This window comes from Candidatus Rokuibacteriota bacterium (assembly GCA_030647435.1).
GTDB lineage: Bacteria > Methylomirabilota > Methylomirabilia > Rokubacteriales > CSP1-6 > AR37.
This window is the reverse complement of the sequence record JAUSJX010000039.1, coordinates 1-11,979: the sequence shown is the minus strand read 5'-3', so window position 1 is coordinate 11,979 and position 11,979 is coordinate 1. Positions and strand designations below refer to the sequence as shown.

10 protein-coding genes are annotated in these 11,979 nt (G+C 71.4%); 2 read left to right on the top strand and 8 right to left on the bottom strand.

Going from position 1 to position 11,979, the window contains the following annotated elements; genetic code table 11:
• Positions 1–7 precede the first annotated feature (7 nt).
• The 3 genes from Q7W02_07325 to dapA form a co-directional block, all read right to left on the bottom strand.
• Positions 8–766 carry a fumarylacetoacetate hydrolase family protein gene (locus Q7W02_07325; protein ID MDO8475999.1) on the bottom strand — a complete coding sequence of 253 codons (759 nt, stop codon included), beginning with the start codon at positions 764–766 and terminating at the stop codon, positions 8–10.
• A 133-nt stretch (positions 767–899) separates the two neighbouring features.
• A complete protein-coding gene (gene dapB, locus Q7W02_07320; protein MDO8475998.1) occupies positions 900–1,703 on the bottom strand; it encodes a 4-hydroxy-tetrahydrodipicolinate reductase in 804 nt (267 codons plus the stop codon).
• A gap of 9 nt (positions 1,704–1,712) precedes the next feature.
• The gene (gene dapA / locus Q7W02_07315; protein ID MDO8475997.1) at positions 1,713–2,594 is read right to left on the bottom strand and encodes a 4-hydroxy-tetrahydrodipicolinate synthase; all 882 of its coding nucleotides are present in this window, start codon (positions 2,592–2,594) and stop codon (positions 1,713–1,715) included.
• A gap of 174 nt (positions 2,595–2,768) precedes the next feature.
• Here dapA and Q7W02_07310 point away from each other — a divergent pair, with 174 nt between their 5' ends.
• Positions 2,769–4,028 (top strand): diaminopimelate decarboxylase, encoded by a 1,260-nt coding sequence (locus tag Q7W02_07310; GenBank protein MDO8475996.1) that lies wholly within the window; start codon positions 2,769–2,771, stop codon positions 4,026–4,028.
• Between the two features lie 156 nt (positions 4,029–4,184).
• Here the strand turns inward: Q7W02_07310 and Q7W02_07305 are convergent, their stop codons facing one another.
• The 4 genes from Q7W02_07305 to mltG all read right to left on the bottom strand — a co-directional run bounded on the left by Q7W02_07305 (position 4,185) and on the right by mltG (position 8,560).
• Complete coding sequence (locus Q7W02_07305; protein MDO8475995.1) at positions 4,185–5,276, bottom strand: fibronectin type III domain-containing protein; 1,092 nt, start codon at positions 5,274–5,276, stop codon at positions 4,185–4,187.
• Positions 5,273–6,688 (bottom strand): argininosuccinate lyase, encoded by a 1,416-nt coding sequence (gene argH, locus Q7W02_07300; GenBank protein ID MDO8475994.1) that lies wholly within the window; start codon positions 6,686–6,688, stop codon positions 5,273–5,275. The genes Q7W02_07305 and argH overlap by 4 nt, the downstream gene beginning before the upstream one ends.
• A complete protein-coding gene (locus Q7W02_07295) occupies positions 6,685–7,431 on the bottom strand; it encodes a lysophospholipid acyltransferase family protein (protein ID MDO8475993.1) in 747 nt (248 codons plus the stop codon). The genes argH and Q7W02_07295 overlap by 4 nt, the downstream gene beginning before the upstream one ends.
• Before the next feature lie 73 nt (positions 7,432–7,504).
• A complete protein-coding gene (gene mltG / locus Q7W02_07290; GenBank protein MDO8475992.1) occupies positions 7,505–8,560 on the bottom strand; it encodes an endolytic transglycosylase MltG in 1,056 nt (351 codons plus the stop codon).
• A gap of 134 nt (positions 8,561–8,694) precedes the next feature.
• On the opposite strand from mltG, the gene Q7W02_07285 reads away from it, so the two are divergent.
• Positions 8,695–9,699, top strand: a complete 1,005-nt coding sequence (locus Q7W02_07285; protein MDO8475991.1) for a DNA-directed RNA polymerase subunit alpha — start codon at positions 8,695–8,697, stop codon at positions 9,697–9,699.
• A 74-nt stretch (positions 9,700–9,773) separates the two neighbouring features.
• Here Q7W02_07285 and Q7W02_07280 read toward each other — a convergent pair.
• A partial coding sequence (locus Q7W02_07280) for a DNA internalization-related competence protein ComEC/Rec2 (protein MDO8475990.1) occupies positions 9,774–11,979 on the bottom strand: 2,206 nt, incomplete at its 5' end.

Genomic DNA, 11,979 nt, shown 5'->3' with positions numbered 1-11,979 from the left:
CGATCTCCTAGAGCTTGATCACGGGGTTCTTGAGGCTGCCGATGCCGTCGATGCGCACTTCGACGCGGTCGCCGGGCTCGAGCGGGCCCACGCCGGCGGGCGTCCCGGTGGCGATGACGTCGCCCGGCAGGAGCGTCATGACCGCTGAGACGCGGGCGATGACGTCCTCGACGGGGAAGATGAAGGCCTTGGTGCTGCCGGCCTGGCGTCGCTCGCCGTTGACCCAGGTCTCGACCTCGACGGCGTTGGGGTCGATGTCGGTCGCGATGCATGGCCCGACGGGGCAGAAGCTGTCGAAGGCCTTCGCCCGCGTCGGCTGGCCGTCGCGCAGCTGGAGGTCCCGCGCCGTGACGTCGTTGAGACAGGTGTAGCCGAGCACGTACTCGCGCGCCCGCTCGGCCGGGACGTGGCGGCAGCGCTTGCGGATCACGATGGCGAGCTCGCCCTCGTAGTCCACCCGGCTCGACTGGGACGGGTAAATGATCGGGTCGTCCGGCCCGCAGAGCGCCGACAGCGGCTTGAGGAAGATCACGGGTTCCTCGGGCACCGCCAGGCGCATCTCCTCGGCGTGGTCGCGGTAGTTGAGCCCGACCGCCACGATCTTCGACGGCACCACGGGCGCCAGCAGCACCGCCTGCTTGACCGGGTAGCGCTTCCGCGCTTTCTTGAAGGTGCCGTACGGCGTGCCCGAGTACTCGACGATGTGGGTGCCATCGAGGACACCATAGCGCGTCTTGCCCGCCGCCCTGAACCGGACGATCTTCATGCGAGAGCCTTCCGTCCCCCTCTCCCTATGAGGGAGAGGGTCGGGGTGAGGGTGCTGGGGCGCCCGCACAACGGCCCCTCACCCTGGCCCTCTCCCCAGAGGGGCGAGGGATGTAGTGTGCGGCCTCCGGCCGTCATTTGAGTTGGAGGACGTCCTGCATCGAGTAGAGCCCCGGCTTGGCCTGGGCGATGAACCGCGCCGCCCGGAGCGCGCCGCGGACAAAGGTGTCGCGGCTCTGCGAGCGGTGCGTGAGCTCGAGGCGCTCGCCCAGGCTGCCGAAACTCACCGTGTGCTCGCCGACCACGTCACCCAAGCGGATCGAGTGGATGCCGATCTCCTGCTTCGTGCGCTCGCCGGGCAGGCCGTGGCGGCCGTGCACGCCCACCTTGGTCATGTCTCGGCCGAGGGCCTCGGCCACGATCTCGGCCATGCGGGCGGCCGTGCCGCTGGGAGCATCCTTCTTGAAGCGGTGGTGGACCTCCGTGATCTCGACGTCGTAGTCCTCGCCCAGCAGGCGGGCCATGTCGGCCAGCACGCGGAAGGCGACGTTGACCGCGACGCTCATGTTGGGCGAGAGCATGATGGGAATCTCGCGCGCGAGCCGTTCGATCTCCTCGCGCTGGGCGGCGGCGAAGCCCGTGGTGCCGATGACGGCGCGGCCGCCCTCGCGCGCGGCCATGCGCAGGTGGCCCAGGCTCGCGTCGGGGAGGGAGAACTCGATGAGGATGCGGTCGCGGCCGAGCACGCCCTCGGGATCGGCGGTGATGGGCACGCCGACCTTGCCCACGCCCGCCACCTCGCCGGCGTCCTTGAGGAGCGCCGGGTGGCCGGGCGCCTCGAGGGCGCCCACCAGGCGGAGGTCTTTCTCCTCTTGGACCAGCGCGACGAGACGACAGCCCATCCGGCCGGCGGCGCCGGCGATCACGACATCAGCCATCGCGGGGACTCAGCCCTTGATGAGGCCGTGCTGGACCAGGACGGCCCGGAGCCGCTCCCGGTTGGCCGCGCCCATTGGGCACATGGGCAGTCGGAACTCCGGCTCGAGCATCCCCATCATGCCCATGGCTTCCTTCACGGGGATGGGGTTGGTCTCGATGAACACCGCGCGCGAGAGCGGGAAGAGCTTGAGGTGCAGCTCGCGGGCGAGCTTCCAGTCGCCGGCCAGGGCGGCATGGGTCATCTCCGCGGTCTCTCGCGGCACGATGTTGGCGATGACCGAGATGACGCCGCGGCCGCCGACCGACATGAGCGGCAGCGTGATGTTGTCGTCGCCGGAGAGCACGGTGAAGTCCGGGCCGCAGGCGAGGATGACCTGGGTCATCTGGTCGAGCGAGCCCGAGGCCTCCTTGACGCCGACGATGTTGGGGCAGTCCTTGACCAGGCGCACGAGCGTGTCGGTCTCGACGTTGACCGCGGTGCGCCCGGCGATGTTGTAGACGAGGATCGGGATGTCCACGGCCTCGGCGATGGCGCGGAAATGGCGGTAGAGCCCTTCCTGGGTCGGCCGGTTGTAGTACGGGTTGACCACGAGCGCGCCCGTGGCGCCGGCCTTCTTGGCGTGCGCGGTCAGGTCGATCGCCTCGGTGGTGGCGTTGGAGCCGGTGCCCGCGATGACGTGGAGCCGGCCGCGCGCCGCCTCGATGACGATCTCCACCACGCGCTTGTGCTCGTCGTGGCTGAGCGTCGGCGACTCGCCCGTGGTGCCGCACGGCACGATGCCGTCCGTGCCCTGCGCCACGTGCATCTCGACGAGCTTCCTGAGCGTGGGCTCGTCGACCTTGCCGCCGCGAAACGGCGTGACCAGCGCAACGATCGAACCCTGGAACATGGGGCGCATAGCAAAGCCCTCCGTTGCTCGGTGCATTCGGGAGGAGAAAGTCGTATCACTCTAGCACCTCAGCCCGAAGCACTTCAAGCGCCTGCTTCAATGCGGTACTATGGCCGCTCAGCCGCCCGCGGGTACCTGCCCCGGATCGCGGCCATCCCGCAAGGAGGGATCCGCATGAGCGGCACACGGGCGCCCGGCTGGCCCGAGGGGCTCACCGACAAGATCGCCGCAGAGGTGCGCGAGCGCTTCGGCACGCCCTGCTACGTCTACGACCGGGCCGCGCTCGAGGCGGCGGTCCGCCGGGCGCTGGCGTTCCCCGCGCCCTACGGCTTCACGCTGCGCTACGCGATGAAGGCCAACCCGAGCCACGGCATCCTGGCGCTCTTCCGCGACCTGGGCCTGCACGTGGATGCGTCGAGCGATTTCGAGGTCGAGCGGGCGCTCCGAGCCGGATTCCAGCCGGAGCGCGTCCAGCTGACCTCCCAGATGCCCTCGCGGCGGCTCGCGGAGCACCTGCGCCGCGGGATCCTCTTCAACGCCTGCTCGCTCCACCAGCTGGAGGAGTTCGGGCGCGTCGCGCCGGGCGGGGAGGTGTCCGTCAGGATGAACCCCGGCCTGGGCTCCGGATCCACCAAGCGCACCAACACGGGCGGGCCGGCCTCGAGCTTCGGCATCTGGCACGAGTACCTGGGCGAGGTCAAGGCGCTGGCCGCGCGCTACCGCCTCAGGATCACACGGCTGCACACCCACATCGGCTCGGGGACGGACCCGGAGGTCTGGAAGCGCGCGGCGCGGATGACGCTCGACATTGCGGCACAGCTCGCCGACGTCGGAACCGTCAACTTGGGCGGCGGCTTCAAGGTCGGGCGCATGCCGGAGGAGCCGAGCGTGGACCTGGTCGACGTCGGCGCGCACGTCCGCCTCGAGCTCGAGGGCTTCCGCGAGCGCGACGGGCGGGCTCTGCGCCTCGAGCTCGAGCCCGGCACGCTCCTCGTGGCCAATGCCGGCGCCATCGTCGCCTCGTGCATCGACGTCGTGGACACGGGCGGCGACGGCTACCTTTTCGCGAAGCTCGACGCGGGCATGTCGGAGGTGGCGCGCCCGTCGCTCTACGGCGCGCAGCACCCGATCGACGTCCTGGCGGAAGGGCGGGAGCAGGCGGCGGTGGTATTCGTCGGGCCCTGCTGCGAGTCCGGCGACATTCTCACGCCCGCGCCGAGCGACCCCGAGGCGCTGGCGCCGCGCTGGGTGCCGCGCCCCCGGATCGGCGACCTCGTCATCATCGGCGGCGCCGGCGCGTACTGCGCCGCCATGGCCACCATCAACTATAACTCCTACCCGCAGGCCCCCGAAGTCATGCTCGAGCCCGACGGTTCGCTGCGGCTTCTCCGCCGCCGCCAGGACCCCGACCAAGTCTGGCAGAACGAAGTCTAGAAATCCTCCAACCGAGGAGGGCGTCGAGAAGGGTCCAGATGCGAGGCGGCGCCCGAAGGCCGCGGGCGAGGCGTACTCCTGTACGTTGAGCCCGCAGCCGAGGGCGCCGCAACAGTCTTTGCTAAATGACGCAGATGGGCCCTTATCGGCGGCCGACTAGGGGACGGTGACGGAGACTTCGTTGGAGCGCGCGCTCTCGTTGGCCTGCCGAGCACGGTCGAGCGCGGTGACGGCGAAGCGGTAGGTCCGGCCGGACTGCACGTCGCGATCCGTGTACACCGTTGTGATCCTCTGGGTCGTGGCGATGCGAAGGAATGCGCCGGCACCTTCGGCGCGGTACACCGCGTAGAGCGCCACGTCCTCCTCCGGGCTCGCATTCCACGCGAGCCTCACGCTTCCCGAAGCAGGAATGCCGATCAGCCGCGTGGGCGCCGAGGGCGGCGTCGTGTCCACCGGTGTGGCGGCGACCGCCGTCGAGGCAGCACCCCGCGCCGCGCCCGCCGGATCCACGCGTACGGCCTGGACCGCGTAGCGATAGGCGGTCTCGTTCTCGAGGCCCTTATCCGTGAAGGTGGTGCCCGTGATGGACTCTGGTGTGATGGGCGCGAGGGCGCCGTCGCCCGCCGCACGGAGCACCACGTAGCGAAGCTCGCCCGACGCCGGCATCCCGTCGAGGAAGGAGCCCGGAGCTTCCCACTTCAGCCGGACCTCCTTGTCTCCGGCCTGCGCGTCCAGACCGGGCGGCGACGCCGGCCCCGCGAGGAGGGTCACGACGAGGCGCTCCGACGGCGGGCTCGACCGCCCGGTGCCATCCTCGGCCGTTGTCACGTAGACGTAGCGGCGCCCGTAGCTGAGCCCCGCGGTGTCGGTCACGCTCACCGTCCCGCCCTGGACCTGGACGCCGGCGGGTGGAGTGACGTCAAGGGGGATGCGCGCGATCTCTTCGTAGCCGACCACGCGATCGCCCGAGAGCATGGCCGGCTTGGGCGCCGCGTCCGCGGCCTCTTCGCGCCTGAACAAGCGCACGACGGCCACGTCGCGCAGTCGCGTGCCGTCGGCTCGGACGCGCGGGTTGCTCCAGCTGACCACGATGGCGCGCTCCGCGACAACGGCGTGCATGGCGTCGGGCGGCAGGGGCAGGCGCCGCTCCGGCGCCACGATCGGGCCCTTCTTGCCGCAGCCGACGATGGCAAGGGCCGCGACTACGAGGCCGACGGTCACGACCGCGCGCCGCGACGGGTAGATCACGGCTGGGGACCCTTGGCGATCCGCTTTCGCGCGTGGGCGAGCTCGCGGGCGACGGCCTCGGGCGCCGTGCCACCCGTGACCGCGCGCGCTCTCAACGAGGCCTCGACGGTCAGCGCCGCATGGACGTCCTTGTCGATCAGCGGGGAGAACGACCGGAGCTCCTCGAGCGAGAGCTCGCCGAGCTCCTTGCCCTTGGCGATGCCGTGCCGGACGGTGCGTCCCACGATCTCATGAGCCTCGCGGAACGGCAGGCCCTTGCGCACGAGGTAGTCGGCGAGGTCCGTCGCCGTGGAGTAGAAGGCGCCGGCTGCTTCCCGCATGCGGTCGACCCGGAAGGTCAGGCTTGCGAGCATGGGCGGCAGCACGCGGAGCACCGCCTCGAGCGTGTCCACCGTGTCGAACAAGGGCTCCTTGTCCTCCTGCATGTCGGAGTTGTAGGTCAGCGGCAGCCCTTTCATCGTGGTCAGCACGGCCACAAGATTGCCGTAGAGGCGGCCCGTCTTGCCGCGGATCAGCTCGGCCACGTCCGGGTTCTTCTTCTGCGGCATGATCGACGAGCCCGTCGCGAAGGCGTCCGAGAACTCGACGAAGCCGAACTCGGCGGTGGCCCAGAGCGTCAGGTCGGCCGCGAGCCGCGAGCAGTGCATGCCGAGCACGGCCGCCGCCGCCAGGAACTCGAGGACGTAGTCCCGGTCGGCCACGGCATCCATGCTGTTGGAGCTGGGCGCGGCGAAGCCAAGGTCGCGGGCGAGGGCCGCGCGGTCGATGGCGAAGGCCGCGCCGGCCAGCGCCGCCGAGCCCAGCGGCAGGACGTTGACGCGCCGGCCGCAGTCGGCGAAGCGCTCGCGGTCCCGGTCGAGCATGCAGACGTACGCGAGGAGGTGGTGGGCGAGCAGCACCGGCTGGGCCCGCTGGAGGTGCGTGTAGCCGGGCATGGCGGCCTCGCGGTGCCGCTCGGCCTGGTCGAGGAGCGCCGACTGCGCGGCCGCCAGCGCCGCGTCGAGGCCGCCGAGCACGTCCCGGAGGTAGAGGCGCTCGTCGAGGGCGATCTGGTCGTTGCGCGAGCGCCCCGTGTGAAGCTTCCCGCCCACGGCGCCCGCGATCTCGGTGAGGCGGCGCTCGATATTCATGTGGATGTCTTCGAGCTCCCGGCGGAAGCCGAACCGGCCGCTCTCGAGCTCCGCGCGCACGGCCTCGAGGCCCTTGTCGATGGCCGCGCGCTCCCCGCCGTCGATGAGCCCCGCGCGCTCGAGCGCGCGGGCCCACGCGGCGCTGCCGCGGATGTCGTGGGGCCAGAGCCGCCGGTCGAAGGCAAGGGAAGACGTGAAGGCTTCAGCCTCGGGGTCTGCGCCGGCCTCGAAGCGGCCGCCCCAGGGCTTGCCCGAGCCCGGGGGGCTGCCCGCGTCGGTCACGAAGCGCCGGCCTCGCCGCGCTGGGCCGCCGGGGGCCCGTCGGCGTCGAGCAGCGCGGCGATGTGGCTCATGAGCCGCCGCGTGATTTCCTCGCGATTGGCCTGGTTCGCGCGGCGGCGGCGCGTCTGGTGGAAGTGCAGCGGCTGGCCGAAGCGGACGGCGAGCGGGTGGCTGCGCGGGATGTAGAACCGGCGACCGGCCAGCGCCTCGTAGGTGCCGCTGAGCGCCGCGGGCACGACGGGCACTCCCGAGCGCAGCGCGATCATGGCGACGCCCGGCTGCCCCGATACGAGCCGCCCCTCGCGGCTGAACGGCCCCTCGGGGAAGATCCCGACGACGCCGCCGTCCTCGAGGACGCGGAGGGCGCGCTTGATGGCGCCCGAGTCGGGGCGCTCCAGGTTGATGGGGATAGAGCCCAGCCAGCGATGGAACGGCGGGTGCAGCGGGCTCGCGTGGTAGACGCGCGGCATGACGAGGAAGTTGATGGGCCGCGGCACCGCGACGCCCAGCACGACGGCGTCGAGGTAGTTGTGGTGGTTGGACGCCAGGATGAAAGGGCCCTCGGTGGGCACGTGCTCGAGCCCCGTCACCTCGAGGCCGAACATCGAGCGCAGCATGGGCGCGCAGGCGCCGCGCAGGAACCGGTAGAGCGGAGGGAAGCGCGGCGCGCTCGGACGAGCGGCGGGTAGTCCCGCCGCCCCCGGCAGGATCCCGAGAGTGCTCGACTCGTCGCCCGGCGCCATGGTTTGCCTGTTTATAGCATCGAGACCGTTGACTGACAAGGCGCGGACCCTCGTGCGCGCAGGCCCGGAGGCGTCAGCGCGGCCTCGCGAGGCGATACCGGGCCACCGCATCGTTGTGAGCGGCCAGGCTCTCCGAGAACTGGTGGCGGCGGTCGCCGAGCGCGACGAAGTAGAAGTAGTTGACGCGCGCCGGGTGGGCCGCGGCCTGTATGGCCGGCAGCCCAGGGTTGGCGATCGGGCCTGGGGGAAGCCCGACGCGCCGGTAGGTGTTGAACGGGTGGTCCACCTGCAGATCGGCGCGCGTCAAGGCCTGGCGGCCCTTGCCGACGGCGTACTGCACCGTCGGGTCGGCCTGGAGCGGCATGTCCCGCTTGAGCCGGTTCCAGAACACGGCGGAGATCAGGGGCAGCTCGCTCCGCTCGACGCCCTCGCGCTCGATGATCGAGGCCAGCGTCAGCAGCTGGTGCGCGTTGAGCCCGCGGGCCTCGGCCGCCTTGAGGATGTCCGGCGTGAGATGGGAGCGCATCTTCGCCACCATGCGCGCGAGCATCTCCTCCGGCGGCACGCCCTTGACGAACTGGTAGGAGTCCGGGAAGAGGTAGCCCTCGACGGAGGTGGCCGGGACCTCGAGCGTGCGGAGGAAGAGGGGATCGCGGCCGACGCGGAGCACGTCGTCGGCGCGCGCGAGCCCCTCGGCCTCGACGGCGTGGGCCAGCTCGGCCAGCGTGAAGCCTTCGCGCAGGAGGACCGTGTGCTTGAGGACCTTGCCGCCATCGAGGAGCCCCAGCACGGCGAAGGTGTTGGCCCCCTGGGGTATCTCGTACTCGCCGGCCTTGAGGCTTCTGGCGCTTCCATGCACGAGAGCCAGAAGCGCGAAGCCGAATGGACTCCTGATGACGCCGGCCTCGTCGAGGCGCCGGGCGATGTCGAGCAGGCCCTGGTGCGGCGGGATCTCCACGATGCGAGGGCCCTTGGTCACGCCGTAGGCCGCCGTCGTCATCCACCAGACCTGGAGGCAAGCGAAGACCGCCAGCAGCGCCAGCGCCGCGTAGAGAAACCCGCGCACCGTCCGCCCCGGGCCGGTCGGCGCGTCGGTCGAGGTCTTGAGGACCCGGGGCCGTTCCATCATGATTTTTCCTTATCTTGCCCGGGCTTTCCCGGGCAGTCAAACCTTCAGCCGCGAGGCTTGGTCAAGGCCCGGTTTCTGGTATACTGGGCAACCTCGGGCGAAGCAGCCCGCCAATTCCCCCCAGGAGGAGTCCGATGCCGCAGCTGGTGCTTCCTGTCCGCCACGAGTGGCTCGCCCGCGAGCGTACCCACGGTCAGATCGCCGTCGAGCCCTTCGAGCCGGGCTTCGCCCTCACGGTGGGCAATGCCTACCGTCGCGTGCTCCTGTCTTCGATTCCGGGCGCCGTGCCCACCTGGGCGAAGATCGAGGGCGTGCTCCACGAGTTCTCGCATTTGCAGGGCGTCAACGAAGACACGCTCGACATCATCATGAACCTGCGCAAGCTGGTCTTCGCCGTCAGCGTGAACCGGCCGAAGCTCTTGCGGCTCAAGGTCCAGGGCCCGCGCACGGTCACCGCGCGCGATTTCGAGCCCGACGCCGACGTCGAGATCCTGACCCCCGACATCGTACTGGCCAGCCTCGACAAGGACGGCGCCCTCGAGATGGAGCTGTGCGTGGAGCGCGGCCGCGGCTACCAGGCCGCCGAGCGGCGCGAGCCCGAGGCTCTCCCGATCAACGCGATTCTCATCGACTCGGATTTCTCCCCCGTCAAGCGGGTGAACTTCCATGTCGAGCCGTCGAAGCAGGAGCCGGGGCTCGAGCGTCTGGTGCTCGAGGTCTGGACCAACGGCAGCGTCACCCCCGAGATGGCGGTCGGCGAGGCCGCGCGTATCCTCGAGGACCAGTTCGACCTGCTGACGGACTTCCCGCAGAGCCCGACGCCCGAGACCGAACCCGGCGAGCCGGGGCTCGAGACCGCGCCCCGGGTCGAGCTCAACGAGCACCTCTTCCGCAACGTGGACGAGCTCGAGCTGTCCGTTCGCGCGTCCAACTGCCTCAAGACCGCCAGCATCCGGACTATCGCCGACCTGGTGCAGAAGACCGAGTCGGAGCTGCTCAAGACCAAGAACTTCGGCAAGAAGTCGTTGAACGAGATCAAGACCATCCTGGGAGAGATGGGGCTTTCCCTGGGCATGCGTCTCGATCCTGAGGAGCTGGAGCGGCTGCGCACCCAGTACGAGCGCAGCTTCGAGAGCTAAGCCTCCTCCCGGCAATCCGCGCGTCCCGCCGCGGCCCCCGAGACGTCTGTCGGGGGCCGCGGTGCGTTTAAGCCCTACCGCTCCGGGTCGAGCTCGAAGCGCTCGACCGTGCCCGAGGCCCAGCGGGTGATCCACAGCGTAACGCCGTCGGTCTCGAGGATGACGGCGCCGTCCCTGTCAGTTCGGTAGATGCGCGCTCCGGCCGCCTCGAGCCGGCCCAGCGCCTCGGGCGTCGGATGGCGAAACGGGTTGCGCGCTCCGACGGAGATCACGGCCACGGCCGCCCGCGTGGCGGAGAGAAACTCTTCCGTGGACGAGAACCGGCTGCCGTGGTGGCCGACCTTGAGGGCGAGCGCGCGCACGGGGGCGCGCGAGGCGAGGACGCGCTCCTCGCCGGGGCGGCCGAGGTCGCCCGTCAGGAGCAGCGAGAACCCCCGCCAGTCGAGCCGCAGCACCAGCGACTCCTCGTTCTCTCCCATGGGCGGAGGCTCGTCCAGCGACTGCGTGCCGTCCGGGTTCAGCACGGTGACGACGGCCGAGCCCAACCATAGCCGTTGTCCAGCGACGAGAGTGCGGCGGCAGGCGCCCGAGCGCTCCGCGGCCCGCAGCGTGTCCTCGCTGCCCGGGCCCCACCGCCCGTTCTCCCAGAGCTCCCCCACGCGAAAGCGCGTGAGCACCGCGCGGAGCCCGCCCGAGTGGTCGGGGTCGGAATGGGAGACCGCCACGGCGTCCACGCGGGCCGCGGGGCGGTTCCAGAGGAACGGCGCCAGCACCCGCTCGCCCACGTCGAGGCGCCGGGCTCCGCCGGGGCCGCCGTCCACGAGGAGCCGCGGGCCCTCGGGCAGCTCGACCAGCACCGCGTCGCCCTGGCCCACGTCGAGGAAGGTGACGCGAAGGCGCCCGTCGCCCGGGCGCATCCAGGGCCAGATGGACAGCGCGAGCGCCGCCGCGAGGCAGGCCGCTGCCGCAGCGCGTGCCCACCGCTGCGCGCCGAGGACCGGCACGAGCGCGAGCGCCCCGCACCAGGCGAGGGTCGCCGCCCAGCTGGGCGCCGGCAGGTGGACCATGGCTGCCGGGACGGCGGCCGCGCCCCAGACTGCCGAGCGAAGGGCTAGGAGCACCAGCCACAGCGCCTGGAAGAGCACGTCGGCCGCGACCGTGCTCGCGAGAGCGACCAGGAGCGCCAGCATGCCGAGCGTCGTGCCCGCTGCGGCGAGCGGGACGACGACCAGGTTCGCCACGATGCCGATGAGCGAGAGCTGGTTGAAGTGGGCGAGCATGACGGGCGTCACGGCCGCCTGCGCCCCCACGCTCACCGCCACGGGCGTCGCGAGCCAGCCCGGCCAGCCCCGTCCTTCGAGCCAGCTCCTGATGGCGGGCGTCAGGTAGATGATCCCGGCGGTGGCGGCGAAGGAGAGCTGGAAGCCCGGGTCCCAGAGATCGGCCGGGCGCCAGGCGAGGAGCACCAGGGCGGCCAGCGCCAGCGCGTTCATGAGCTGGGACTCCCGGTCCAGGAGCGTGGCCGCCAGCAGGAGGAGCCCCATGACCGTGGCGCGGAGCACGGAGGCTTGGCCGCCGACGACGAGGGCGAAGCCCACCAGCGCCACGCCCGCCGAGACCGCGGTGGTGCGCCGCGGGACGCCGAGCGCCGCGAGCACGAAGAAGATGGCGGACGCCAGGAGCGCCACGTTGAAGCCCGAGACGGCGAGGATGTGGTAGACGCCGGCGCGGCGGAAAGCCTCGTCGGCCTCGCGGGGGAGCCCCGTCTTCTCACCGAGGATCAGGCCGGCCAACAGCGCGGCGGACGTGTCCGGCAGGTGGGCGCCGATGGTGGCCACGGCCCAGCGCTTGACGCGCACCGGCCAGGGCGGCTCGTCGGGAGTGAGCGGCACGAGGGACTCCGCGCGCCCGGTGCCGACGAGGAGTATGCCTTCCCTCCGCAAAAAGGCGGGGTAGTCGAAGGCGCCGGGGTTCCTGAAGCCGCGCGGGCGGGAGAGCTTGAGATCGACCGCGACTCGCTGGCCTTCGCCTACCGCGGCCGTCTCGCCGTAGAGCGTCACCTGGAGGCGCCCCGACGCCGGCCGGCGGTCGTCACCGTCGAGAAGGCCGTCCACATCGAGGGTGAGCCGTGTCCGGTCCGGCGCCCACCGCACCGGCTCCTCGGCGAGCCGTCCCTCGACGTGGACGACGGGCGCGAGCGCCACGCGGGCGATGTGATCGGCGGGCAGCGGGTTGGTGGCGCCGCGGAGCGCTCCCAGCACGACCGCGAGGGCCAGGAGG

Bases quoted from the DNA above. Each gene is read 5' to 3' on its own strand.
- Q7W02_07325 (MDO8475999.1), bottom strand. From the start codon at position 766: ATGAAGATCGTCCGGTTCAGGGCGGCGGGCAAGACGCGCTATGGTGTC.
- dapB (MDO8475998.1), bottom strand. From the start codon at position 1,703: ATGGCTGATGTCGTGATCGCCGGCGCCGCCGGCCGGATGGGCTGTCGT.
- dapA (MDO8475997.1), bottom strand. From the start codon at position 2,594: ATGTTCCAGGGTTCGATCGTTGCGCTGGTCACGCCGTTTCGCGGCGGC.
- Q7W02_07310 (MDO8475996.1), top strand. From the start codon at position 2,769: ATGAGCGGCACACGGGCGCCCGGCTGGCCCGAGGGGCTCACCGACAAG.
- Q7W02_07295 (MDO8475993.1), bottom strand. From the start codon at position 7,431: ATGGCGCCGGGCGACGAGTCGAGCACTCTCGGGATCCTGCCGGGGGCG.
- mltG (MDO8475992.1), bottom strand. From the start codon at position 8,560: ATGATGGAACGGCCCCGGGTCCTCAAGACCTCGACCGACGCGCCGACC.
- Q7W02_07285 (MDO8475991.1), top strand. From the start codon at position 8,695: ATGCCGCAGCTGGTGCTTCCTGTCCGCCACGAGTGGCTCGCCCGCGAG.